The organism is Stenotrophomonas sp. STEN083, assembly GCF_056759195.1.
In genome coordinates, this window is the sequence record NZ_JBRRCU010000008.1 from 1 (window position 1) to 23,484 (window position 23,484).

The following is a 23,484-nucleotide window of genomic DNA, read 5'->3' on the forward strand; positions in this document are numbered from 1 at the left end:
CCAACACTCCCACCCCGTTCTCGCCCCCGCCGGGGGGGGCGGGGGCGGGTCCGCGACCCCCCCCGCCGCGCCGGCGCGCCCCACTACGTTGCTGCCACTTGCACGCCCCGGCGTGTAGGATCAGCCCCATGGCAGGCGCACTCTCCCGCATTGATCGCATTCCCCGACTCAGCCGTCTCGGCTGGTTGATGGGCTTGTACGCGGAAAACCACGATCATTTGATGCGCCTGTTCGCACCGGATCGCCTGCAAGTTGGCAGCCACCTCTCCAGCATCGGTGACGGTCTGGACCTGCGCCTGGACGTGATCGAATGCCACCGTTACACGGTGGAACTGCGGATGACCTACGACCTGTGTGATCCGGTCACCGGTGAGCCAGATCCATCGGCATTCGTGCGGCTGTACCGCGACGCGCGTCAGGCCGAGACCACGCATTGCTACGTGGGCCGACGCTGGCAAGACGTGATGGGCATGTATCCGCCGCCGGAAGCGCTGATCAGCCACCGCATGCGCATGAATACCTTTCTTGGGAAATGGCTGGAGTATCTGGCCGAACGCGGCCACAGCGTGGCCACCTTGCGCCGTGTCGATGAAACCGTCGTGCCAATCCGGCGCATGGATGTAATGCCCGGCTGAGACGCAAGCTGTTCATCGGTCATACTGCACGCCCCCTTGGTTCCGGTTGTCGCTATGCCGTATACCCCGATTATGGCCACGCTTGGCTATGTACTGTCTGCCGATGGCAGCAAGGCCCTGATGATCCATCGCAACACCCGGCCCGGTGACATGCACCTGGGCAAGTACAACGGGTTGGGCGGCAAGATGGAGGCCGATGAGGACATCCTCGCCTGCATGCATCGTGAGATCCGCGAAGAAGCGGGCATTGAATGCGGCACGACCCGCCTGCGCGGCAGCATCAGTTGGCCGGGTTTCGGCAAGAACGGCGAGGACTGGTTCGCCTTCATCTTCGTCATCGATGACTACACCGGCACGCCGATGGAAGTTAACCGTGAAGGCACGCTGGAATGGGTTGCGGTGGACCAGTTGGAATCGCTGCCCTTGTGGGAGGGCGATCGCCACTTCCTGCCACTGGTGTTCGATGAAGATCCGCGTCCGTTCCACGGGGTGATGCCGTACCGGGATGGGCGTATGCAGTCCTGGAGTTACACGCGGTTGTAATGGCTTGCTGGAGTGGTGCCTTGTGACCCACTCCGGCCATCAACACCGTTTTTGAGGCCGATGGAGCGATTTGGGTGCGAACGTGCTCGCTTGCAACGGTGGCGCATCGCATACCGGGGAAGCTGGCCACGCGCGGGTACTGTCCACTGTTCAGGTGCTCGCGGTACCCTGTTGCGGTCCATGCACCGTGAGTTCCCATGAAACGCCATTTCTCGATGCTCCGTGAGTTCCAGCTCGCGGATTGGTTCACCCTCGGCAACGCGTTCTGCGGCACCGGCGCGGTGTTCGCGGCGATGCGCTTCCTGCAGGACGGCGAGCGCGGTTTCCTGATGTTCGGCATGGCCTTGATCCCGCTGGCGTTTATTTTTGATGCGTTGGATGGCCGGGTTGCGCGCTGGCGCCAGTCCTCGTCCACGCTGGGGCGAGAGCTGGATTCGCTGGCCGATGTCATTTCCTTCGGCGTGGCGCCGGCTGCTCTGGCCTACGCCTGCGGTATGCAAGGCGCTTGGGATTGGTTGATCCTGAGCTACTTCGTCTGCTGCGGGGTCAGTCGTCTGGCCCGCTACAACGTAACCGCCGTGGAAATCGCCGGTGAGTCGGACAAAGTGCCGTACTTCGAAGGCACGCCGATTCCGACCAGCTTGGCCTTGGTGATCGTGTTGGCCTTGGCGGCCCATTTCAATGCGATTGGCCCGGCATTGTGGGGCGGTAGCTGGCAGCTGGGCCCGTGGCAGCTGCATCCGCTGGTCCTGCTGTTCGCGCTGTCCGGCTCGTTGATGATCAGCAAGACGCTGCGTATTCCCAAGCCCTGACGCCGGTAAGCCGGTCGCATTGCTATCATCACCGGGCATCCCGGGAGTAAAGCAATGGCGGCGGCAGGCAACAACGACAACGCGGATTTCGAAGCCAGCATGCGCGGCGCGTGGGAGGCATGGTCACAGGCCATGCACGGCCAGGGCGCTGCTGCTGGCGGTGATTTCCCATGGGCTGAAAGCATCGCCCAATGGACCCGCCTCGTCAGTACCGATACGCCCCCGGAAGTACAAGCGCTGGGCGCGCGTTTCCAGCATCAGGCGGGCGACTGGCTGGGCATGATGCAACAGGTAGCCGCACGCTTTGCCGGCCGTGATACCTCGGCTGCGGAAGTGGCCGGGGCCTGGCGCGAGACCGTGCAGGCAGGGCAGGGCGAGGATCTGCTGCAGTGGATGCTGGGTGCTGCACGCGGTGGCAATGCCCTGAACGACCAGCCTTGGCTGCGCGAGTTTGCCAAAGCTGCACAGAGCGGCTTTGGTGGCAGCGATTGGTTGAATGCACCTGCATTCGGTCCGGCGCGCGAACATCAGGCGCGTTGGCAAGCCCTGCTCAAGATCCAGCAGGAATACCAGGCGCGCGCCGAAGCCTATGTGGATACGATCCGTAGCGTTCTGGATGATGCCTTCAAGCGCTTCGAGGCCAAGCTGGCCGAGCACGAAGTGCCCGGTAGCCAGTTGACCAGCGCGCGTGCGATGTTCGATCTGTGGATCGATGCCGCCGAAGAAGCGTATGCCAAGGTCGCGCTTTCCGAAGACTTCCAGCGCATCTATGGAGAATTGGCCAACGCCCAGATGCGTCTGCGCGCAGCGTCGCAGAGTGAACTGGAGCGTGCCTGTGATGCCATGGGCGTGCCAACCCGGACTGAAATGGATGCCGCGCACCGGCGGATTGCCGAACTGGAGCGGCAGGTGCGTCGTCTGATTGCTGCAACAGAGCAGGCGAATGCGCCTGCGCAATCAACGGCAGCCGCCAAACCCGCAAAGGCATCGGCTGCGAAGCCGGCAGCCAAGCCTGCAAAGCGTGCAGTTCGACCGGCGGCGCCGACTGTAAAGAAGGTCGCCAAGAAAACCGCAAAGAAGGTCGCGCAGAAGCCGGTAGCGAAGAAAGCCGCGGCGAAGCAGGCTGTCGCCAAGAAGCCGGTCGCCAGGAAAACGGCGGCGGCCGCGAAGCAGAAACCGAAGCCCGCACCGGCCCGTCGCAGGAGCGCCGAATGAAGGGTCCGCTCGGTTTTGGCAATGACGATCTATTGCAGGAAACCCTGCAATGGCAGCGCAAACTGGTCGATGGTTTGAAGCTGCTGCCCGGCGTTGAAGACGTGGACTATGGCGTCACCGAGCGCCAGGAAGTGTGGAGTGATGGCAAGGTAAAGCTCTACCGCTTCGTCAGCGATCAAGCCGATACCAGCAAGCCGCCGCTGTTGATTGTCTACGCGCTGGTCAATCGGCCCTATATGGTCGACCTGCAGGATGGCCGCTCATTGGTACAGAAGCTGCTGGCGCTCGGACAGGATGTGTATGTGCTCGATTGGGGCTACCCGGATCGCTCGGAGCGCTTCCTGACCCTGGAAGATTATCTGCTGCGCTACATCGATGGCGCGGTGGATCACCTGCGTGCACAACGCGATGGCGCGCCGGTCAACCTGCTCGGCATCTGCCAGGGCGGTGTATTCGCGCTGTGCTACAGCGCGCTACGCCCGCACAAGGTGCAGAACCTGATCAGCATGGTGACGCCGGTCGACTTCCACACTCCCGACAACATGCTTTCGCACTGGGCACGACATGTGGATGTGGATCTTTTCGTCGATACGCTGGGCAACATCCCGGCCGACCTGATGAATGCCAGCTACCTTATGCTCAAGCCGTTCCGCTTGAACGTGCAGAAATACGTGGGCTTGATGGATATCCTCGACGACAAACAGGCTCTGGAAGATTTCCTGCGGATGGAAAAGTGGATCTTCGATTCCCCGGATCTGGCCGGCGAAACCTTCCGTCAGTTCGTCAAACAGTTCTATCAGGCCAATGGTTTGATGAACAGCAGCATCCGCATTGGTGACGAAGCGGTGGATCTGGCGAAGGTGCAGATGCCGATTCTCAACATCTATGCCGAGCAGGACCATCTGGTGCCGCCGGCTGCATCCAAGGCGATGCAGGCGCAGGTTGGCAGCACCGATTACACCGAGCTGGGTTTCCGCGGTGGCCACATTGGCATCTATGTATCCGGGCGTGCCCAGCGTGAAGTGCCCGGCGCCATCAACGACTGGTTGAGTAAACGCACATGAAGCTGATCCGCAAATTTCTGATCGTTGCCAGCTTGGCTGTGATCGTCTTGCCAGCAAGTGCCGCCCCCAATGCGGCAACCCAACGTGAGATCAGTGGTTTGATGCAGGCGCTGGAAACCTCTGGCTGCCGTTTTCAGCGCAATGGCACCTGGTACGACGCAGTGGCCGCCCGCGGCCACTTGCAGCGCAAATACGATTATCTGCTCAAGCGCGACATGGTCGACAGCAGCGAGCAGTTCATTGACCGCGCCGCTAGCCGCAGCAGCATGAGTGGCAAGCCATACAAGGTCTCCTGCAGCGGTGCGCCGGAGCAGGATGCCTCCGCGTGGTTCCTGCAGCAGCTGCGCCGCCTGCGTACGCCGGCACGCTGATGTCCGCGCTGGTCGCCAGATCGACACTGCAGGCCTGAGTCTCATGCGGCTGGAAATGGCGCCGATGTGGTTGCGCATTCTGGGTGGGGTCTGGACCTCGCCCAATACCTTGATTGGTCTTATCGCTGGTGCGTTCGGCTGCCTCGCTGGTGCACGCCTGTACTGGAGCCGTAGCGAAAGCGCACTGGTATTTCGGCGCTGGCCTTGGGGACCGGGCGGGGCGATTACTTTTGGCATGGTGATCCTGCACACCGGCGATGATCTGAATGGTTTGTGTCAAACCTACGAGCATCGCGCTGGCCGCTGCGAACACCCGCGCGTGCGTCTGGGCGATCACGAACGCGCGCATGTCTTTCAATACCTGGTACTCGGCCCGCTGTTTCTGCCGGTCTACCTGCTGTGCGGCGGCGTGAGCGTGCGTAATCCGTTCGAGCGCGCGGCGGACTACTACGCCATGCATGGTCGGGGTTGGTGGCCTGGTCGCAGCTGAAAGTGTGGTCAATGATGTCGTCACGGTGAGTGCTGACATCAAACGACAACCTTTTGTGTACATCTCTGTAACGTCACCCCGCGTATCGTTGCACCTGTTACAGATCCAACAGGAGCACGAACCACCATGGCAGTTGTTCTTTATATCGGTGGCAGCAAGGATGGCGATAAGGGTGTGTTGCCGTACGGCTTCAGCAAAACCCGCGCAGATACCGAGCATGGCCCGGAAATTTACGTCGAACGGATGATGCCCGTGTCCGGCAGGGGGTCGATGCGCGTAATGGTGCTGGAAGACCTGCGTGACGATGTCGCCAGCCAACGGCTGTACAAGCATCTGGCTTGAGTATTCAGCTACACGCGCCGGGCGGCAGGTCCGGCGCGTGCTGTCAACGGCTTTCCCCCAAGCCCATGCATTGCCAGAATGGCAGCTTCCGTCACCGTGGTTACCGCACCGGCAATGCAAGACATCAAGCTCGCGCAGCAGATCGCGCAGACAATCGCCGACGAGATCGGCGCACAAGCCACTCAAGCCAAGGCTGCCATCGCGCTGTTGGATGAAGGTGCCAGCGTTCCGTTCATCGCCCGCTACCGCAAGGAGGTGACCGGCGGACTGGACGACACCCAGCTGCGTAATCTCGAAAGCCGCCTGACCTACTTGCGTGAGCTCGAGGATCGCCGCCGCGCGGTGCTGTCCAGCATCGAGGAACAGGGCAAGCTCAGCGATGCGCTGCGTGAGCAGATCATGGGTGCCGACACCAAGTCGCGACTGGAAGATCTGTATCTGCCCTATAAGCAGAAGCGCCGTACCCGTGCACAGATTGCCCGCGAGGCAGGACTGGAGCCGTTGGCTGACGGCCTGCTCGGCGATCCGATGTTGGACCCACAGGTGTTCGCCGCAGGTTTTGTTGATGCCGGAAAAGGCGTCGCTGACACCAAGGGTGCACTGGAAGGTGCGCGCGCGATCCTGATGGAGCGTTGGGGTGAAGACGCTGCACTGGTTGGCGAGCTGCGCAACTGGCTTGCTGGCAACGGCATCATCCGTGCCCGCGTCGCCGAAGGTAAGGAAGCCGAAGGCGCCAAGTACCGCGACTACTTCGACCATGCTGAAGCATTGGCGAAAATTCCTTCGCACCGCCTGCTGGCTTTGTTCCGTGCGCGCCGCGAAGAGTTCATCTTTCTCGAATTGGACCCGGGCAGCGACGCCGAGGCTGGTCACCAGTATGCGGAAGGGCGGGTTGCGCACAACGCAGGCATCGCCAACATGGAGCGCCCAGCCGATCGCTGGTTGATGGACGCTTGCCGGCTGACTTGGCGCGCCAAGCTGCATATGCATCTGTTGCTGGACCTGTTCAACCAGGCCCGCGAAAAAGCCGAGGCCGAGGCAATTGCGGTGTTCGGAGACAACCTGAAGGATCTGATGCTGGCGGCGCCAGCCGGACCGAAAGCCGTGCTCGGCCTGGATCCGGGCATCCGCACCGGCTGCAAGATTGCCGTGGTCGATGCCACCGGCAAGCTGCTGGCCACCGATACGGTGTATCCGCATGAACCGCGCCGGCAGTGGGAGCAGTCGTTGCAGACGATCAAGCAGCTGTGCATCAAGCACAACGTGGAGCTGATCGCGATCGGCAACGGTACCGCCAGTCGCGAAACCGACAAGCTCGCAGGCGAGGCAATCGCCGCCTGTGCGAATCCCAAACTGCAGAAGGTGGTGGTCAGCGAGGCTGGTGCCTCGGTGTATTCGGCCTCCGAGTTTGCCGCCAAGGAATTTCCGGACCTGGATGTATCGCTGCGTGGCGCAGTGTCGATTGCGCGGCGTCTGCAGGATCCGTTGGCTGAGCTGGTCAAGATCGAGCCCAAGGCGATTGGTGTTGGTCAGTACCAGCACGACGTCGACCAGTTCCGTCTGGCCAAGGCGCTGGATGCGCGTGTCGAGGACTGCGTCAATGCCGTCGGCGTATTCGTCAACACCGCCTCGGCCGCACTTTTGACGCGTGTGTCCGGTCTGTCGTCTACGGTGGCCGAAAATATCGTCCGTCACCGCGACGAAAATGGTCCGTTCAAGCGCCGAAAGGACTTGCTCAAGGTGGCGCGTCTAGGTGACAAGACTTTTGAGCAATGCGCGGGTTTCCTGCGCATTGCCGACGGCGACGAGCCGCTGGATGCCTCCGCCGTTCACCCGGAAGCGTATCCGGTGGTACAGCGCATCGTTGCTGCCGCCGCGCGCCCGATCAAGGCGCTGCTGGGTGATGGCAGTTACCTGCGCAGCTTGAAGGCCGAGCAGTTCACCGACGACAAGTTCGGTGTGCCGACCGTGCGCGACATCCTCAAGGAAATGGAGAAGCCCGGCCGCGATCCACGACCCGAGTTCAAAGCAGCCCGTTTCGCCGAGGGCATCGAGGATATCAAGGACCTGCGCGAAGGCATGATCCTGGAAGGTGTGGTCAGCAACGTTGCCGCGTTCGGTGCGTTCGTCGATATCGGCGTGCACCAGGATGGCCTGATCCATATCTCGGCCCTGTCCGACACCTTCGTCAAAGACCCGCGCGAGGTGGTCAAAGCGGGCGATATCGTCAAGGTCAAGGTGCTGGAGGTCGACGTGCCGCGCAAGCGCATCGCACTGACCCGGCGCCTGGAAGATGCGCCGGCTCCGGCCAAAAAGCCCGAGCGTGACGAGCGTAGTGCGGGGCAGGGACGTGCTGCTGGCGGCGGGCGCGACAACTGTCAACGAGGCCAGCGTAACAATGCGGGCAATGGTGGCGGCCGACCGGCAGTGTCTTCAGCGCCGGCCAACAACGCACTGGCCGATGCCTTTGCAAGGGCCAAGCGCGGCAGCTGAACCAACTGCCGCAGAACTCCATCAATCTTGTGGGAGCGGCGTAAGCCGCGAAGCTGGCAATGCTGAGGTTCCGGGCATCTGTGCAGATCGATGATCTATCTGCTTCGCGGCTTACGCCGCTCCCACAACGCATGAATGCAGAAGGCCAGCTCAAGCCGGAGCAAGCGCGCGTTGCAGCGCCTGGCTGAGATCGCTGCCGGTATAGGGCTTGGACAGCTTCACCCCGGCATCGAACACTGCAGGCAGCTGATCGATATCCATTCCGGTGGCTACCAGGAACGGGATGCCGCGCTGCCTCAGACATTCGGCAACCGGGCTGCTGTTCTCGTTGCATGCCAGCCAATAGTCCAGAAACACGAGCTGAGGCTGCAGCTCCTCGATCATCTGCAGAGCAGCACTGACCGAAGCGGCGACGCCGCCCACCTGCATGCCTTCCATCTCTAGCTGCATCTGCAGCAGCATGGCGTTCAACTCGTCGTTCTCCACGACCAGCACTCTCGTACCTTCGAGCGAGCCCATCGTTTTCCCCTGTACCTGGATCGATCGAAGTATAGCCAGTCGCCGAAACAGGTATTACACAAATATTTTCAGTCAGGGTCTGCCCAAGCGCCGAAAGCTCCGCTATAATTCCGCTCCTGCCAGCCGAAGTGGCGGAATCGGTAGACGCAGCGGATTCAAAATCCGCCGCCCTTAAAAGCGTGGGGGTTCGAGTCCCCCCTTCGGCACCAAGCATACAGAACGCCCTTTGTCTTCAATGACTTAGGGCGTTTTTGTTTGTGTGGTGCCGAGTTGTGACAGATGGGTGTGTCAGCCGTTGGAGGCTCATGCGTTCCCCGTCTCATCTTTATCGCCGCAATGGCATCTTCTATTTTCGGTGGGCCATTCCTTTGAGCTGCCGGAACAGACTCGGGGCATGCCCCGTGGACGTTAGGGTGAGTCTGGGCACTCATCAACGTGCGGTTGCCAATCGACGGTCAGCTGAAATGTGGCTACGTGCACTGGCACTGGCCGACAGAATTCTTGCCGGACTCCAGCCCATCAGCTACAACGATGTCCTCAAGGAGCTTAGAGGGACACTGCAGATGGCGGTTACGGTCGAGGGCGAAAGCAATGACGTATCAGGTAATGCTTTCACTCTGGTCACGGCACTTGCCGTGGATGTATCGCTTAAAGAAATGCAGCGATTGATATCGGAGTTGTACGCGGCAAAGCTGCCCTTAGCTATCCCTGTGACATGTACTGGGGATGTCTACAGGTGGATAGTTGAGGATGACCAAGATGCCTCTTGGCAGCTGTGTGACCGCGTACCAAACTTCTCCGGCAACGCACTGCTTGATAGCAAGGATGTCGCAGCGATTCTTGCATCGCAGGACTACGGCTTTTCCATTCGCGAGTTCCATTGGTGCATCGGTGGAACTGTAGATGGGTTCTCAAAGTCGAGCCATCGCCTGGTTCCGGATGAGCCAATCAGTTGTTTGATGTTGGACGTTGTGACGCTTGGAACTGCGTCCACAGTCTGCAGGACGTCCGTGCCTGCTCCTACGGCGATATCGACACCTGCCGTTTCAACCAAGTCAACCTTGTTCCAGACAACACTCTCCAAAGGTTTAGAGGAGTGGCTGATGGTCAAGTCGGATTGGAGTGAAACGACAAAAGTGGCAGCAAAAGGGGCAGTGGGGAATCTTATTACGATTGTGGGAGACATAAGTCCGGCTGACGTCACCCCATCTGATTTCGCTCGCTTTGCAAGCCTACATACCAAGCTCCCCGGCGACTACTTTTCTCGCCCTAAGAAGTATGAGGGAAAGACCATTGACCAGGTGGTTGAGGATGCGAAGAGATGCGCTGCAAAAGGCTTCAGCGAGCGAACTCGGGCTAACAAGCTGGATTGGTTAAATCGCTTCTTCTCCTACCTCGAAAGCAAAGGCTACATCGCTATGAATGTGGCTGGTGGGCTTGCGCCAAAGGTGAGTTCAAGTGCCGAAAAAGATGCGCGCGCCCCATTCAGTGATGACGATATCCAGAAGATTTTCGGCACTCAAGGATTGAGCTTGATTGCCAAGTACATAGAGCGAGAAGGCAAGCAAATTGCGTTCTGGGGACCATTAATCGCGCTTTTTACCGGAGCGCGTGCGCAGGAGATTGCGCTTCTAAGTGTAGAGAACGTACTCTCGCTGGGAGACGTTGGATGGGCGCTTAGCATTACGGATGAAAACTCTAACGAATCAGCGTCGCAGCGACTTAAGACCAGCGCAAGCAAGCGAGTGGTCCCTATACACGACAGCTTGGAGGAGGTCGGGTTCTTGGATTTCGTGGAGATGAGACGCAAAACTGGGAGCAACTCGCTGTTGTTCCCGGAAGTGGAAGAGTACTCATCGATTCATCAGCGCCACAGGGCGATGACCAACTGGTTCAATGGCTCTTTTTTGAAGAAGATTGGTGTAAAAACCGATAAAAAGTCATTCCATAGCTTTCGCCACGCAGTGATTCAGAAATTCTTTGGTGATGCTCGCCTAGCATACAAGGCGCATCAGTTCACGGGTCACGGAAGTTTTGTGCCGGAAAGCATGAAGCAAAGCGTTCAGGTGAACACGTATGGCCGACCTTTCAATGAGGAGGAGTTGAAGGAGCTTCTCCCCCTTCTTGACTACGGACTGAGCATTCCCGAGATGAAGATAGTTGCTGCAGAGCTTCTTAAAAGCGCCACCTAACAAGGTGGCGCATAGTTGTTGGCTTAGCCGGGATTTCAGGAAGTACCTAATCTCCCAAGTCGCTAGAACGCCAAACTTGTCACCTTCGCAGGCTATCTCTCACTTGAAAATTTCCCGAGTTGGTAAGTCCACTTGCGTCGTGCCCTGACATCTCGCACCGTTGTCCCTTGGGTGCTGGAATCCAGGTAATAGTTGGTTCCATTACGGTTGGTATAGCCGGGTAGTACAACAGCGCTGACATCGAGCCATCTTCCGCCGCTGTAGCGCTCGACAGTTAGGAAAGGCGTGCCCGCGTTGTTCTCGGTATAGATGACGAGTGTGTCAATGGAACCTTTCGGCAGGTACATCTGCGTGCTTGCATCGAGTTCGGCAAGTCCGTTTGCTTCGTCAATGCTAGCGAAGTCAGAGTCTGCTAGCCCTTGATATCTAGGATGTGATGCCAGTGCACGGATAGCTGCACGAACGTCTTGAAAGCCGCCAGCCGTGCCTGCATTGGCGTCGCAGGAGTTGGTCAGGGCGTGGGTGAAGGTGTTTTGGCTGACGGCCACTAAATTGGCCTCTAGACGCTCGTCGTACATTTCATCTTCGGGCAGCAACTGAATGTTCGAAAGGCTAAGTTTGGCTTGTCCTTTGGCCGAGTAGCGGCATCCCTCCTTTCGGGTGTTTCTGATGCCAAGCAGTCGCGCTGCATCGCTTGGATTGGACACGCATAACCTACCGTTGAAGCGTTGTGATTGGGGAACGCGTGTGATTGATGCCCTTTCCAGTTGAAGGCAAAGGCTGGTTCCTTCATCCGTCTCCACCCGTGAGGCGTCGGTGTATTCCCATTGGGCAGTGACGGTCTGCGGGGCGGATTGCGCCGAGTGGGCGAACGCAAGGAGGGTCAACGTTGTCAATAGTGCATTTCGTGTCTGCATGGGTTCTTCCTTGATTGTCAGTCAGTTTGTGTATGGCAGGCGATAGACAGACTGTGCGCTGTAGCCGGGATTCTGTGCCTCTGCACTACGCCTTGCTTGGTCGGGTGTACCTGCGTTGACCCTGGCAACGAAAGTGCTACTTCCGCCGCCCGGACGCCCCATCTTCACTTCGTACGTGGCCATGTGGCAGTTCTCTTATTGAAGGCAACTCTTCATCGCGTCGATATGAGCTGTTTCTGACGTGCTCAGATTTCGTTCGAAGTCTTGAGCAGTCCTTCCGCCATCCTTTTGGCTGGCGCAGCTACAGGTGCGCAACCAAATCTCGCGCTTGTTCCTCGCTTCCGGGTTTGGAAGGGAATTAGCAGCGTTGTAGTAGTAGTCGGCGCATGCCGCTATGTAGTCTGATGGCGAGCTGTTTGCGCTTGCCTGTACAAGAAGGGGAATTGCTTGCTGGAGCATCAGCAGTCCGCCGCCTGCAACTATTAACAGCAATGGCCCCGCCTTGCTGGTGACCAGTACAGGGGACTTCTTCGCTTTTGCGATGAGGTCGCTGCGCTTAGCCAGATAGCATGGGAAAGCAACAATCCATAGTAGCAGGACCACTGCGCCCCAACCGCCTGCGGATAAGTTGAAGAACCCCCTCTCATTGGGTTGCTTCCCGATGCGGTGATTCGTCGCATCGATGTACACCCATACGGCACTTGCTGTTACCACTGCCAATACTAGCAACCCCAGCATTTTGCACTCCTTGTTGTGATGAATCGGAATTGATGGCTGTTGTCAGAGCACATGGCGCTTGCTGACAAGCTCGATACCGCAGTTAGGGCACTCGGTCTTATGTGTCTTCATGAATATTTCGGCGAGTACGAAACAGATGATGAAAAACCAGCTCAGTGGAGCGAAGACGACGGCATAGACGAAGAACATCCACCAAGTGAGGTACCAAGGTTTGGTGCTCCTTTTGACCCCCATAAGCCCGGCATACCCGCATTCGAGGCATGTCATGGTGGTGTGGGTGTCGTAACGCCGTAGGCTTGCCCGAACGTGCTCCGGCAGTGGCATGGGCGGCGGCTCGGTGTTGTCCTTGGGTTGCTGCATACGTCCCCGTTGGCGGTGCGTGAGTGATACGAGGGGTAGGCTGGATGTGCTAGCGCGCTTGCACCTTGGTAATTGGTCTAGAAGGCTGGAAACCCCTGTTTTCCGGCTTCTAGGGGGAATTTCTTTCAGCACCTTCCCGAAGGAACAAATAATTCACCCTGGACAATGCTACAGATGCTGTAGCATACGAGTCCAGAGGGAACGGGTCATCCTGTAGCGAACTACAGCCATGCATCCGTACCGTTTATGTCTTCACCGGCTCTTCCAAGCATGTTCACCAAGCGCCTTAAAGAGGCTCGCTTGGCCTTGGGCATCTCACAGCGGGAGTTGGGGAGGCGGATAGGTCTATCGGAGGACGTGGTGTCCAGCAGGATTACAAGGTACGAGCGTGGTACCTCTGAGCCTGATTTCGTCACGGCTAGCAAGCTGGCGAAAGAGCTGGGTGTGCCATTGGCTTATCTGCTGGCTGATAGCGACGTTCTCGCCGATATCATTCTTGCAGCCGCCTCTTTGCCAGCTGCGAAACAGCGCAAGCTGGCGGAGGATTTGCGGCGGCTTACCAAGGATGAGGCTAAGTAGCTTCCTCTTGCGTCTGCAGGGCGCGATACACGCTGCTGCGGCTGATTGAGAAGCGCTCAGCCAATTGCTCGATGCTGAAGCCCTCTTCGGCCCGCATTCGCTTGATACGTTCCTCCTGAGCGGCTGTCAACGCCTTTTTCCGGCCAAACTTGGTCCCTTTCTGCTGGGCGAGCGCGATTCCATCACGCTGACGTTCAGCACGGATGTCAGCCTCGAACTCTGCGAATGCACCCAAGAGGTTGAAGAGGAGGACGCCCTCTGCGGTCGATGTGTCCAATCCTTGGTCTAGGACACGAAGGCTTACACCCTTCTTCTTGAGGAGGTCCGCAATCTTTGCCAAGTCGAGGACGCTGCGGGCCATGCGGTCCAGCCTGCTGACCACCAACACATCACCGTCCCGGACGTACTCCAGGGCGGCTTGAAGCTGTGGGCGGTTCTCCGCCTGTCGGCCAGAGCGCTTCTCCTTAAAGACCTTGTTGCAGTTTGCCTTGGTCAACTTATCGAGCTGGACGTCCAGCGACTGTCCGACAGTCGAGACACGGGCGTATCCCACAATTTCCATGCTTGGCGTCTCAAAACGTCTAAGAGTTTGTGAGCTTATCATTTTGGAATGAGTTGTGGAACGCTAATGGCTGCGTCCCAAGAGGTATACATTTCGGACATGTGGGTCTCTCCGGTTGGTATCCTTACAGCAAAAGAACGAGGGGAAATCTGTGCCACGCCCGGTTTCACGAACACACAGCTGCGCGGGACAAGACGCCGTAGCAAGCCATAGCATCATTCGGGCGGCATCAGCGTTGACCGCTAAGCGGGACGTGAACAAGTTGGGTGGGCTTGAGCACTGGCTGCCTTACTACGCGGGCTATACAGAGAATTTTGCTCGTGCGCTTATTCATGCTGCGTCGCTTGGGGAGCGGCAACTTCGGGTTCTCGACCCATGGAATGGGAGCGGGACTACCACTAGGGCGGCAATCGAGTTGGGACATATCGCCTACGGATGTGACATCAATCCTGTAGCTACTCTGACAGCAGCAGCTAAATCTGCAAATGTACAAGACGCTTTGCATGTTCACGGGCTTGTCCAACATCTTGCGAAGGAGTCTGTTGATGTTCGAGTTCTATCCGATGACCCCTTGCTGACCTGGCTTCCCAAGGCTGCTGTTAAGCGGTTTCGGGCAATCCAGAATGGCATTTTGAGAGAGCTTTCGTCTTCGTCTGAAGGCTTGTTGTTGTCTCCCGCTGACTCAGCGATTCCTCCGCTTGCTTCATTTCTCATGCTTGCCCTCATCAGGGCGGGGAGGTCTATTGCCTCATTCAAGCCGAGTTCAAATCCAACATGGAGTAGGTCTGCGGGCGTGCCTCGTCGCTACCAATCTGGTCACATAGAGAGGGAGTGGGCGTTACAAGTCAAGATGATGGCCGAGGACTTGGAGAAGGCTGGCTCGGGAATAGCGCGCGGAGGCAGTGCGGTTGTTGAGCTGGCTAACAGCAAAAGACTACCGATTCAGGACGCAAGTATCGACTTCGTTCTTACGTCGCCGCCGTATTGCACACGCATTGACTATGCCAAAGGGACGTCGTTCGAATTGGCTGCACTCGGTGTGTCTGAGGATGCCGATGATTACCGCGCGTTACGTTTGAATGCGATGGGGACTCCGCTTTCGCGAGCCGTGGGAGAGGCGCCCTCGGATGTAGCTTTTTCCAAAGAAGTTCGCTCTCTTCTGAAATCTATCAAGAGCCATCCGAGCAAGGCTTCATCCACGTACTATCACCGCACTTATGCCCAGTATTTTTCAGATTGTCATGCCTCCCTTCATGAAATTATGCGAGTTCTTAAGCCGGGAGGAGCGGCAGCGTTGATTGTGCAAAGCTCCTACTACAAGGAGGTGTATGTCGATTTACCTAAATTGTATGTCTCTGAAGCTAGGAGCGTAGGCTTTGAGTCAAGTATTGCAGGTGTGACCAAGGTGAATAGAGCTTTTTCGCAGATGAACCCAAAATCGAGTGCTTACATGCGGAACAAGACATACGAAGAAAGCATCGTGCTTCTGACAAAGAAGGCAAAAGGGAGCGGAGTGCAACGATGAGTGCTGCCTTGGACAAGCTCATTGATGAGCGTCGCATCGAGATTCGTACCGACAAGCTCGATATGACGTTCGGTGAGTTCGCTAACATGTATGAGAACGACGAGCTAATCGTTGCGCCCGATTATCAGCGGTTGTTTCGGTGGAAAGCTGCGCAGAAGGGGAGGTTCGTTGAGTCGCTTCTGCTTGGGATTCCTACTCCTGCCATTTTTGTTGCCGAGACCGAAGATGGTGTCTGGGAACTTGTGGATGGCCTTCAGCGGTTGTCTACGGTTCTGGAGTTCTTTGGGGTGCTCAAGGACGCCGATGGGCAGAGGCTGCCGCCGTCGCGGCTTGTTGCCACTGAGGGGGCTGCCCTTCCTGCCCTTGATGGACTAGCGATTGAAGACCTCAGCTTGCGGTCAAGACTATCTTTAAGGCGTGCAGGCTGCCGTGTCGAGGTTATTAAGGTCGGGAGCGGGAAGAGGATGAAGTACGACCTTTTCGAACGGTTGAATACTGGCGGTGTGAGGCTTACCGACCAGGAAATTCGGAATTGTATCTTCCGAGCTGAAGCGCCGAAACTCATGGAGCATTTCGATGAGTTAGCAAAGAATCCGGAGTTCTCCGCCACGCTCGAGATTTCTAAGCACAAGCTCAATTCGCTATATGACAGGGGCTTAGTACTAAGGTTCTTTGCCTTGAAGAACGACCTAGATAGCTTCAGGCATGACGTTGAGCCATTCATCACCAACTATGTGCACAAGATTGTGGCTGGCGAATTGGCTTTTGACGTAGATGTTGAAGATGCGATTTTTGTCAGAACTTTCAAAGTGATTTCGGAAGCATTGCAGGCGGGTGCCTGGAAGCATCTCAAGAATGATGCTCCGTCGGGGGAGTTCTCGGTGTACATCTTTGAGGCGCTCGCTGTTGCGGTTGCTAGGAACATCGACGTTGTTGAAGGCATGGGGGCAGATGAGCTTCGGCTGCGGCTCAACAGCATCAAGACGGACGAGGAGTTTAAGAAGGTCGTCGGGTCGGGGGGGAATACGCGTCCTCGCCTTACAAAACGCTTGGAAATCGCGACAGAGAAGCTGACGGCTTAATGGACATGACCACTACAGTCTCAGTGCTTGAGCAAGGAATTGCTGACTGCCTTGACCGAAGAAGGCGGACCCTGACTGAAACTCAGCGTGTCGTGCAATCCTTGCGAGGAACTGTTTTGCATGAGCACGGCTGCCGCATGGCCGTGCCCATGATTTACGCGATTTGGGAAGGGTTCGCTAAAGAAGCTCTGCAGCTCTACATTGAGTACATAGAGTCAAAGCAAATTCCCCAAGCAGAGACCGCTACCCCATTGCTCGCATATGCATGGGCAAGTTCCTTTAGGAAGTTCTCGCACAACGTGGAGCATGCCAAGCGAGTGGAACTGGTTGATAGGTTCTTTTCTGCCCTGACGGACAGGCTTGTTTTCGACAGGCGTGAACGTGAGGTTGATACGAAGTCAAATCTTACCTTTCGTGTTCTGGAGGAGATTACGGTTGCTTTGTGCCTAGACCTGTCCGCACTCATGGAGCATAAAATTAAGTTGGATGCTTTGGTGAATCGGCGGAACAACATTGCGCATGGTGGGCGTGACCAGTCTCTCGATGAGTCTGATGTAAACGAGTACAAGGACTTGGTACTTGCACTGATGATTGCCCTCGAAGCGACGTTGCTGACTGCGATTGAGGGGCGGTTCTACATGAGAGAGGAACACCGTGTAGCACTAGACGTAGTTGAAGCGTAGTGCCTTGCTTTGGTCTTTAGATGTTTGAGTCACCAGTGAAGCTAAGCCACTGGATTGCAATGCTGGGGTTCCTGAACAAGTAGGCTGAGTTTCTTACAGGTCGATGTGCCTGCGTGTGGAAATCTGACATAGATAAATCAGGGGAGAGCTGACTCCCCTGAGCTGTGTGGTGGCGATATGCCTGAGGCGGGCGCCTCCTGCGAAGTGAATCCAGTTCTTAAGTCGTAGGTCGAATGGGCATAAACATTACAAGCACTCCATCGAAGTTGCCGTCGCACTTCTTCAGAACGTAGTGAGTCATCTCGTTCTTGTTGTGGGCGTCGTCCAACTCGATGAACCAATCGTCTCTATTCGGACAGTTCACTTTTGGGTCTCCGCACAACTTCCCTGAGGCCCTCCATAGCTTCCGGACTACTTCCTTGTAGCTCATCGGACAGCCAGGGAGGCGCATAAGGCAATGGATGTGCGTTCCCTGTCGAGTTTCAGTGGCGGATGTACTCCACATCATTTCGCCGCCGAAGTCCTCAACTATTGGACACATAGATATTCGCTTCTTGGAATTTTCACCGAACAGGTGGCATTTCAGCTTGTGCGCAAAGCTTCCAAATGCCTTTTCTGCCAGCTTATAGCTGACGCCTGTGTCGCCGCTGAAGGTGAGCGTCACCATAGCGTTGTGCTCGGCGCTAAGGAGCCAGTCTGCTGCTTGTCGTTGAAATTCTGTTCTCGAATACGTTGTGTCGTCCATTGCCTGTGCCTTCAAGAGCGTTGTGCGTTTGTGCTCTCACAGGTATCTTCTCGAGGGGGGACATTCCGCAAATAGAAGAGTTATGGCGAGACCAGGTGGCAACCCAAACTTCATGGCTGTGCGCAATACAGACACAACCGCAGCGACCCGTCAGCTTCAGCTAAGTGCCGATGAGCACGCGACATCGGTCTATCAGGCACTGCTATCTGCCATGCGGCGCGGCGAAATTGACCATGCTGAGGACGGCAACGACAAGGCTCTTTGGCGAGCTTGGCTAAATGCCAATGGTCACCTCACCCAACGGAAGCGTCCGTGGTCAAAGAAATCCTTCAAGCGGATGCTGGCGCGACTGAAGTCTCGTGGTTTATTGGCTCCATAAGCGAGTCTTTCCATGCCGGGGATGTGCCATTTGAGTGTGCCAACTCGGTACCACACGAGGGCATGTTCTCTGTACAATCAACAACTTGAAAGAAATGGCGCACCTGTTGCTGAATCCCCCCTTCGGCACCAGAGAAAACAGGCACCCTTGGGTGCCTTTTTCTTTGCCTGAAATTGAGGAATCGTTTCCGCAATTTCGGCGCCTGCTCCGTAATCATCGATCTGGACTGAGCATTCACTTCTACCAATGAGTAGATGCTGACGGGCATCGGCGATGCTTGAGTGGGCTGGCTGCGAGATGTCAGTCATGCCTGCATTGCCGCTGCGGCTCATGGCCTGCAAACTTCGGAACGCGGCTACTTCTGCTGCAGGGAATCCACTGTAGTGCCGAGCCATGCTCGGCAGAGGCTTTCTACCCAGTGCATCACCTCGCAGGGATAGCGCTGGCAATTGGAACCGCCGGTTGGATCTGCGTAGACGATGTCAGTCTTTGCCTGCAGATGTCGGGGCGCGATTACCAATTTTGCAATGCCCGGATCGTAGTGCAGAGCCATGCTCGGCAAGCTGCCTCCACGGCACATCAACCCGCAGGAATGGCGCAATCATAAAACCGGCGTCACCCAAGTTGCCGATCAGTCTGATGCCTGGCAGATACAGGGCTTCGCGGCTGACGCCGCCCCTACAAAAGCGCGGTATCGCAGGACGTCGCACTGGTTGAATGGTGCGAATAACAACACGGTCGTCAGATTGCAGGTTGATGAGCTCAACCCGGGCGGGCAGGGGATTGCACTGCCAGCAAAACCTTCAGGCAAAAAAAAGCTCCGATTTCTCGGAGCTTTCTAAAAATGGCGTCCCCACGGGGATTCGAACCCCGGTCGCCACCGTGAAAGGGTGATGTCCTAGGCCTCTAGACGATGGGGACGCGTATTCTTTAAATCTCAAGTTGTAGATTCAGGCGGCCTAAGGCCTGAATTGGTGGAGCCAAGCGGGATCGAACCGCTGACCTCCTGCATGCCATGCAGGCGCTCTCCCAGCTGAGCTATGGCCCCACGTTGTTGCTAGCCCGTCATTATAGCGGTCTTTTATCGAAATGGAAGCTTTTTCTTCTTCCGTGCAATCTCTTGGGAAGATTGCTTCGATAAAAAAAGACCCGATACGGCTGGGTCCGTTTGTACCTGATGAATGGCGTCCCCACGGGGATTCGAACCCCGGTCGCCACCGTGAAAGGGTGATGTCCTAGGCCTCTAGACGATGGGGACGCGTTATACTCATCAAATTGTCGACAATCCAGACGGCCTAATGTCCGGATTTGGTGGAGCCAAGCGGGATCGAACCGCTGACCTCCTGCATGCCATGCAGGCGCTCTCCCAGCTGAGCTATGGCCCCGGTGAAACGTTGTTACGTCGTTGCCGAGAAAGAAATAATAGCGGGGCTTCACATTTCCCGCAAGCGATTTGTGAAGAAATTTCTTCGTCCAATGAGATTGGGCTGAAAGGCTCCGCAGGCTCGCCCTGTGCTCCGCAGCGGACAAGGCCGACACCAGGCCTTGTTGAATGCCTGCTTCGTTGGTTATGCCGAACTGCCAAGCTGGGTGCGGGTCAGGTCAGTCGGAGTGTCGGTCGTGGCATCTCTTGCCTATGTCGTGTGGAGCTGCCTGCTAGGCGGCGCTGGTGTTGAAACAGGGCTCTTGGTCTACAAGTGCCAGGCTGCCGAAGGCCACTCCTATCAATCGCTGCCCTGTGATGGGCTGGAGCTGAAGCGTTGGAACGCAACTGTTGCTCCAGTAGACGAGGCCGCGCGCAAACGGCTGGAGGCGTTACAACTTCAGCTGCAACGGGACAAGCGATCAGCAGTGCTGGGCGCTCGACCCGGACGTCGACATGCCGAGACTGCGCCGAAAGTGAATGCCTGCGAGAAGGCACGGCAAGGGCGCGACAAGGCTTACGCCAAAGCTGGTTTGAGGCGCGATTTCGCCATGTCGAGTTTCTGGGACAACAAGGTGCATCAGGTGTGCAGGTAGCCAGGATGAATTGAAGACCCCTCAGCGGTGGCTCTGCTGAATTCCGGCGCTCGGCTTGCTTGTGAGGCACTGCTCGCGGCCTGCGCCACATTTGACTCACTGGCGCCGGCGTTCAAGTGTTGCATGGGCAGCGGCATCAAGCTCAAGCAGCGATTGTTGCAGCTTGTCCATGTCTCCTTGCTCGAGCAATTGCTCCATTGCCACGCAGCGCTGGGCGATGGCTACCTCGTGAATGAAGGCGAATGCGCCGCGCAGAGAGTGAAGGTGTTTTCCGATAACGTCGGACCGCTCGTCGCTGATTGCTGATGTGCCGTCCTCGGACATCGGCTGCAGGGATTGCTTGATGGCGACGACTGATTCCTCCAAGGAGCTCAGTAGTGGCATGTGCACCTCTGGTGGTAGCGCCCCTTTGGCAATGTCCCGCTGCCCATGGTCGCTTTGCAGAGCCGGACAGTTGTTGTCTATTTCAGCCAGCCTTGCACGCAGCGCTTCCAGCAGAACCGGTTTGATGAGGATGCTGTTGATACCAGCTTCCTTGCTGCGGGACCTGTCACGGTCCGAGGCATGTGCGGTCACCGCAATGATGGGAGTGGTCACTCCGCGCTGGCGCAGGTAGCGGGCAAGCGCGAAGCCATCCATGCCAGGCATGTTCAGATCGGTCAGGATCAAATCGTAGTTCTGGCCATTGAAGGTAGCTATCGCAGCGCCGCAGTCTTCGAACGCACTTGCGCTGCAGCCCAATGTTTCCAATTGCAGTTGCAGCAGCTTCCGATTTGCAGGATGGTCATCGACCACCAGGACATGCAGCGCGGCGCTCTGCGCAACGCCCGCTGCAACGGGTGGCCTGTACTGGTCCGGAAGTGCCGCGAGGGCATCCGGTAGTGATAGTGGCAAGGTCACGATGAAGGTGCTGCCCTTGCGTGGCGTGCTCTTGACCTGGATGCCGCCTTGCATGAGTTCCGCAAGGCGTTTGCACAGTGCAAGCCCCAGCCCGGTGCCGCCATAGCGACGGGCAATGCTGGAGTCCGCCTGGGAGAACGTGGTGAACAGCGACGCCTGCTGCGCTGCGGTCATGCCGATACCGGTATCGCTTACGCCGAGCACAATCGGCGAATCGCTGACTTCATCGTCCTGCAGGTAGACTTCAACCAGTACGTCACCAGCCTCGGTGAATTTGATTGCATTGCTGATCAGGTTGAAGATGATCTGCCGAATGCGGCTGGGGTCACCCAAGTAGCGAGGCAACAGGCCATCGTCAACAATAAAGTCGATTTCCAGTCCTTTGGCCTGGGCCATAGGCAGGAACATGTCGATGCACTCCTGTGCGACCTGCCTCAGATCGAACGGTATCGACTCAATTGTCATCTGCCCGGACTCAACCTTGGAGAAGTCCAGAATGTCATTGATGATATTCAGCAAAGCAGAGGACGAAGAGGTGACAGCGTGTAGTCGACTGGTTTGTTCTGCGGTCAACGTAGTGCGTTCCAACAGCTCAAGGTTGCCCAGGATCGCGTTCATCGGGGTGCGGATCTCGTGGCTCATGATTGCCAGGAAGGTCGACTTGGCTTCATTTGCAGCCTGCGACGCTGCACGGGCGCTCTCCAGTTCCTGCTCAACCTTCTTGCGCAGGGTGATGTCGGTAAAGTTGCATAGCAGGACATCCGTTCCCCGGTACTTGCTGGGGACTATGCTCACCAGCAAGGCGCAGTCAGCACCGTCGCCGGTCTGGATGTTCAACTCGACGCCCGGAGATGCGATGGACTTGGCATCATGTGCTCGGAACGCGTCGAGGAATTCTAGGTGCAACGGTCGTTTGGAATCAGTCCTTGCGTCCGCATATGAGGCCATGACCGAGTTTTTCAGCAGAACCTCACCAGTCGAAGGCGAAATCAGCACTTGGCCGAACGGCGCGGTCTCGACCATTGTCCGATTGAGGTTCTCGCTTTCGATGATGCGCTCCGAGCGCACGTAACCGGGGCGGAAAACCTTTCTTTCTATCAGCAGCAGGACCGCCCAGACAAATCCTACCGCCAGCAGCATTGCAGCGACATAGGCGAGCAAGGTTGGCCATAGCGCGGTGATGATGGTTTGCCATGAGAAGGTGTGGATCAAGTACCAGCCAGCATTGGCGGTGGATACCGGATCGGTGGCAACAAAACGCCCATCCATCTCCTCGAACCTGCCGCGTTTGTCCGCAGGTGCGCCGGCTGCCCAGTTATGGACTGGGAACTGTGCGAGTTCGCGGACATTGGGCTGCTGGGAGCCGAGGAATAAATCGCCCTGAGGGTTGGCAATCAACCAGAACTCGTCAACCTGCGTCGAGTTGAGCGATGTTGTGACGAGTTCGACGGGATAGGAAGCAACGAACACCGCAAACGGTTGTGCGTGGGTAAAGGCCTGCTGGCGCAAAAGTAAAGAGGGCTTGCCGGTGAGAGGGTCGTTTGCAACGGGCAACCATGCAGGTCCAGCAGGTGCCGACTGCTGGTTGTCGTTGGCACTTGGCGGCGCTTGATCTGGCGTAAATCGCTGGATGAGGGCGGCGGTGGATTCGTTTGCGTGCTTCGCCAGCAGGTTGCTGTCGGGAAGGGGCCCCGCCCCCAGAAAGGTCCGGTCGGGGTTTGAAAAGTAGATCGACGCCGTGAGTGCGCGTGCGAAGGTGCCTGCCTGATGGCTGACCTCATCGGCCAACTTGAGGTAGGGCGCGAAGCCCTCCAGCGCACGGCCCTGATCCAGGTCGCCCAGGATAAGTACGTGTGGCGAATTGGCCGAGCGCTGCATGGTCATCCGGCCGCGCTTCTGGCTGAACCTGTTGACCAGTTCAGGGTTGGGCTTTTGGCGTGACTCCCAGGCGTACTCTTCTTGTGCGGTGGTGATGCGCATCGCACCCTCACGTACCGCGAAGGCCGATTGCAATGCGATCCGCCGGCTGGTCTGGTCGGCGTTTCGTTCCGCGATGTAGTCCTTGATCTGCGAGTGGATGACCACAGCTGTGACTGCGGCAAGGATCAATGTGGTCACGATGCCGCCCACGTAGAGCAGGCTGCGCTGGTGTCGGCTCAGCAGCTTCAATGCATTTGCCCGGGCTGGTGGTTGGGAGCTGGGCACGCCCTTTGCGGTGTCTGTCTCAGAGACCATTTGAGATTCCACTCACGATTGGTTGTTGCCCCCGCTGGAGGTGAAAAGCCCGGTTTCACGGCCTTGCCTGAAAGGCACAGGGGG

General features: G+C 57.4%; 25 protein-coding genes, 5 tRNA genes and 1 pseudogene. 19 read left to right on the forward strand and 12 right to left on the reverse strand.

What is annotated here, in order from left to right; all coding sequences use genetic code 11:
• The first annotated feature begins 128 nt into the window (after positions 1–128).
• From ACVOK8_RS04150 to ACVOK8_RS04190, 9 genes are all read left to right on the forward strand, one after another.
• Positions 129–635 carry a DUF1249 domain-containing protein gene (locus tag ACVOK8_RS04150; protein ID WP_481565707.1) on the forward strand — a complete coding sequence of 169 codons (507 nt, stop codon included), beginning with the start codon at positions 129–131 and terminating at the stop codon, positions 633–635.
• Positions 636–689: 54 nt separating this feature from the next.
• The gene (locus tag ACVOK8_RS04155) at positions 690–1,178 is read left to right on the forward strand and encodes an NUDIX hydrolase (RefSeq protein ID WP_481547013.1); all 489 of its coding nucleotides are present in this window, start codon (positions 690–692) and stop codon (positions 1,176–1,178) included.
• 197 nt (positions 1,179–1,375) lie between these two features.
• Positions 1,376–1,990 carry a CDP-alcohol phosphatidyltransferase family protein gene (locus tag ACVOK8_RS04160; RefSeq protein ID WP_282266279.1) on the forward strand — a complete coding sequence of 205 codons (615 nt, stop codon included), beginning with the start codon at positions 1,376–1,378 and terminating at the stop codon, positions 1,988–1,990.
• Positions 1,991–2,044: 54 nt separating this feature from the next.
• The gene (phaE, locus tag ACVOK8_RS04165; RefSeq protein ID WP_481565708.1) at positions 2,045–3,205 is read left to right on the forward strand and encodes a class III poly(R)-hydroxyalkanoic acid synthase subunit PhaE; all 1,161 of its coding nucleotides are present in this window, start codon (positions 2,045–2,047) and stop codon (positions 3,203–3,205) included.
• Entirely contained in the window at positions 3,202–4,269 is a 1,068-nt protein-coding gene (locus tag ACVOK8_RS04170) for a class III poly(R)-hydroxyalkanoic acid synthase subunit PhaC (protein ID WP_481565709.1), read from the forward strand. Before phaE ends, ACVOK8_RS04170 begins: the two co-directional genes overlap by 4 nt.
• On the forward strand, positions 4,266–4,640 hold the full coding sequence (locus ACVOK8_RS04175) for a YfeK family protein (protein ID WP_481565710.1): 375 nt from the start codon (positions 4,266–4,268) through the stop codon (positions 4,638–4,640). The genes ACVOK8_RS04170 and ACVOK8_RS04175 overlap by 4 nt, the downstream gene beginning before the upstream one ends.
• 55 nt (positions 4,641–4,695) lie before the next feature.
• Complete coding sequence (locus tag ACVOK8_RS04180) at positions 4,696–5,130, forward strand: hypothetical protein (protein WP_481565794.1); 435 nt, start codon at positions 4,696–4,698, stop codon at positions 5,128–5,130.
• A 126-nt stretch (positions 5,131–5,256) separates the two neighbouring features.
• Positions 5,257–5,472, forward strand: coding sequence for a hypothetical protein (locus ACVOK8_RS04185; RefSeq protein ID WP_481565711.1), 216 nt, complete (start codon positions 5,257–5,259; stop codon positions 5,470–5,472).
• A gap of 114 nt (positions 5,473–5,586) precedes the next feature.
• On the forward strand, positions 5,587–7,965 hold the full coding sequence (locus ACVOK8_RS04190; RefSeq protein WP_481565795.1) for a Tex family protein: 2,379 nt from the start codon (positions 5,587–5,589) through the stop codon (positions 7,963–7,965).
• Between the two features lie 150 nt (positions 7,966–8,115).
• Here the strand turns inward: ACVOK8_RS04190 and ACVOK8_RS04195 are convergent, their stop codons facing one another.
• On the reverse strand, positions 8,116–8,484 hold the full coding sequence (locus ACVOK8_RS04195) for a response regulator (protein ID WP_481565712.1): 369 nt from the start codon (positions 8,482–8,484) through the stop codon (positions 8,116–8,118).
• 122 nt (positions 8,485–8,606) lie between these two features.
• Between ACVOK8_RS04195 and ACVOK8_RS04200 the strand changes: the two genes are divergently transcribed.
• The 3 genes and pseudogenes from ACVOK8_RS04200 (at position 8,607) to ACVOK8_RS04210 (ending at position 10,676) form a co-directional block, all read left to right on the forward strand.
• Positions 8,607–8,693 (forward strand) — tRNA-Leu (locus ACVOK8_RS04200).
• A 96-nt stretch (positions 8,694–8,789) separates the two neighbouring features.
• Positions 8,790–8,948, forward strand: a pseudogene (locus tag ACVOK8_RS04205) (DUF6538 domain-containing protein); the annotation flags it as partial.
• Positions 8,949–10,676: a site-specific integrase gene (locus tag ACVOK8_RS04210; RefSeq protein WP_481565798.1), complete on the forward strand. Its 1,728-nt coding sequence runs from the start codon at positions 8,949–8,951 to the stop codon at positions 10,674–10,676.
• Positions 10,677–10,768: 92 nt separating this feature from the next.
• Here the strand turns inward: ACVOK8_RS04210 and ACVOK8_RS04215 are convergent, their stop codons facing one another.
• The 3 genes from ACVOK8_RS04215 to ACVOK8_RS04225 form a co-directional block, all read right to left on the reverse strand.
• Positions 10,769–11,593: a hypothetical protein gene (locus tag ACVOK8_RS04215; RefSeq protein ID WP_481565713.1), complete on the reverse strand. Its 825-nt coding sequence runs from the start codon at positions 11,591–11,593 to the stop codon at positions 10,769–10,771.
• Between the two features lie 195 nt (positions 11,594–11,788).
• Positions 11,789–12,331, reverse strand: a complete 543-nt coding sequence (locus ACVOK8_RS04220; protein ID WP_481565714.1) for a hypothetical protein — start codon at positions 12,329–12,331, stop codon at positions 11,789–11,791.
• Positions 12,332–12,373: 42 nt separating this feature from the next.
• Positions 12,374–12,691, reverse strand: a complete 318-nt coding sequence (locus ACVOK8_RS04225; protein WP_481565715.1) for a hypothetical protein — start codon at positions 12,689–12,691, stop codon at positions 12,374–12,376.
• A gap of 270 nt (positions 12,692–12,961) precedes the next feature.
• Here ACVOK8_RS04225 and ACVOK8_RS04230 point away from each other — a divergent pair, with 270 nt between their 5' ends.
• On the forward strand, positions 12,962–13,270 hold the full coding sequence (locus tag ACVOK8_RS04230; RefSeq protein WP_481565716.1) for a helix-turn-helix domain-containing protein: 309 nt from the start codon (positions 12,962–12,964) through the stop codon (positions 13,268–13,270).
• Here the strand turns inward: ACVOK8_RS04230 and ACVOK8_RS04235 are convergent.
• A complete protein-coding gene (locus ACVOK8_RS04235; RefSeq protein ID WP_481565717.1) occupies positions 13,263–13,832 on the reverse strand; it encodes a recombinase family protein in 570 nt (189 codons plus the stop codon). The genes ACVOK8_RS04230 and ACVOK8_RS04235 overlap by 8 nt on opposite strands.
• 253 nt (positions 13,833–14,085) lie before the next feature.
• Here ACVOK8_RS04235 and ACVOK8_RS04240 point away from each other — a divergent pair, with 253 nt between their 5' ends.
• From ACVOK8_RS04240 to ACVOK8_RS04250, 3 genes are read left to right on the forward strand one after another with little or no spacing between them, the layout of a single operon-like run.
• Positions 14,086–15,357 (forward strand): hypothetical protein, encoded by a 1,272-nt coding sequence (locus ACVOK8_RS04240; protein WP_481565718.1) that lies wholly within the window; start codon positions 14,086–14,088, stop codon positions 15,355–15,357.
• Positions 15,354–16,439: a GmrSD restriction endonuclease domain-containing protein gene (locus tag ACVOK8_RS04245; RefSeq protein WP_481565719.1), complete on the forward strand. Its 1,086-nt coding sequence runs from the start codon at positions 15,354–15,356 to the stop codon at positions 16,437–16,439. Before ACVOK8_RS04240 ends, ACVOK8_RS04245 begins: the two co-directional genes overlap by 4 nt.
• The gene (locus ACVOK8_RS04250; RefSeq protein WP_481565720.1) at positions 16,439–17,122 is read left to right on the forward strand and encodes an MAE_28990/MAE_18760 family HEPN-like nuclease; all 684 of its coding nucleotides are present in this window, start codon (positions 16,439–16,441) and stop codon (positions 17,120–17,122) included. Before ACVOK8_RS04245 ends, ACVOK8_RS04250 begins: the two co-directional genes overlap by 1 nt.
• Before the next feature lie 217 nt (positions 17,123–17,339).
• Here the strand turns inward: ACVOK8_RS04250 and ACVOK8_RS04255 are convergent, their stop codons facing one another.
• Positions 17,340–17,867: a hypothetical protein gene (locus ACVOK8_RS04255; protein ID WP_481565721.1), complete on the reverse strand. Its 528-nt coding sequence runs from the start codon at positions 17,865–17,867 to the stop codon at positions 17,340–17,342.
• Between the two features lie 112 nt (positions 17,868–17,979).
• On the opposite strand from ACVOK8_RS04255, the gene ACVOK8_RS04260 reads away from it, so the two are divergent.
• Positions 17,980–18,246 carry a hypothetical protein gene (locus ACVOK8_RS04260; RefSeq protein ID WP_481565722.1) on the forward strand — a complete coding sequence of 89 codons (267 nt, stop codon included), beginning with the start codon at positions 17,980–17,982 and terminating at the stop codon, positions 18,244–18,246.
• Positions 18,247–18,323: 77 nt separating this feature from the next.
• On the opposite strand, the gene ACVOK8_RS04265 is transcribed toward ACVOK8_RS04260, so the two are convergent.
• Positions 18,324–18,554, reverse strand: a complete 231-nt coding sequence (locus ACVOK8_RS04265) for a hypothetical protein (RefSeq protein WP_481565723.1) — start codon at positions 18,552–18,554, stop codon at positions 18,324–18,326.
• 243 nt (positions 18,555–18,797) lie between these two features.
• Here ACVOK8_RS04265 and ACVOK8_RS04270 point away from each other — a divergent pair, with 243 nt between their 5' ends.
• The gene (locus ACVOK8_RS04270; RefSeq protein ID WP_481565724.1) at positions 18,798–19,088 is read left to right on the forward strand and encodes a hypothetical protein; all 291 of its coding nucleotides are present in this window, start codon (positions 18,798–18,800) and stop codon (positions 19,086–19,088) included.
• Between the two features lie 3 nt (positions 19,089–19,091).
• Here the strand turns inward: ACVOK8_RS04270 and ACVOK8_RS04275 are convergent.
• The 4 genes from ACVOK8_RS04275 to ACVOK8_RS04290 form a co-directional block, all read right to left on the reverse strand.
• Positions 19,092–19,167: transfer RNA gene (locus tag ACVOK8_RS04275), tRNA-Glu, on the reverse strand.
• Positions 19,168–19,218: 51 nt separating this feature from the next.
• Positions 19,219–19,294, reverse strand: a tRNA-Ala gene (locus tag ACVOK8_RS04280).
• Positions 19,295–19,428: 134 nt separating this feature from the next.
• A tRNA-Glu gene (locus ACVOK8_RS04285) sits at positions 19,429–19,504 on the reverse strand.
• A 51-nt stretch (positions 19,505–19,555) separates the two neighbouring features.
• A tRNA-Ala gene (locus ACVOK8_RS04290) sits at positions 19,556–19,631 on the reverse strand.
• Between the two features lie 235 nt (positions 19,632–19,866).
• Here ACVOK8_RS04290 and ACVOK8_RS04295 point away from each other — a divergent pair.
• On the forward strand, positions 19,867–20,265 hold the full coding sequence (locus ACVOK8_RS04295) for a hypothetical protein (RefSeq protein WP_481565725.1): 399 nt from the start codon (positions 19,867–19,869) through the stop codon (positions 20,263–20,265).
• Between the two features lie 96 nt (positions 20,266–20,361).
• Here the strand turns inward: ACVOK8_RS04295 and ACVOK8_RS04300 are convergent, their stop codons facing one another.
• Positions 20,362–23,334 carry a hybrid sensor histidine kinase/response regulator gene (locus tag ACVOK8_RS04300; RefSeq protein ID WP_481565726.1) on the reverse strand — a complete coding sequence of 991 codons (2,973 nt, stop codon included), beginning with the start codon at positions 23,332–23,334 and terminating at the stop codon, positions 20,362–20,364.
• Positions 23,335–23,484: the final 150 nt, after the last annotated feature.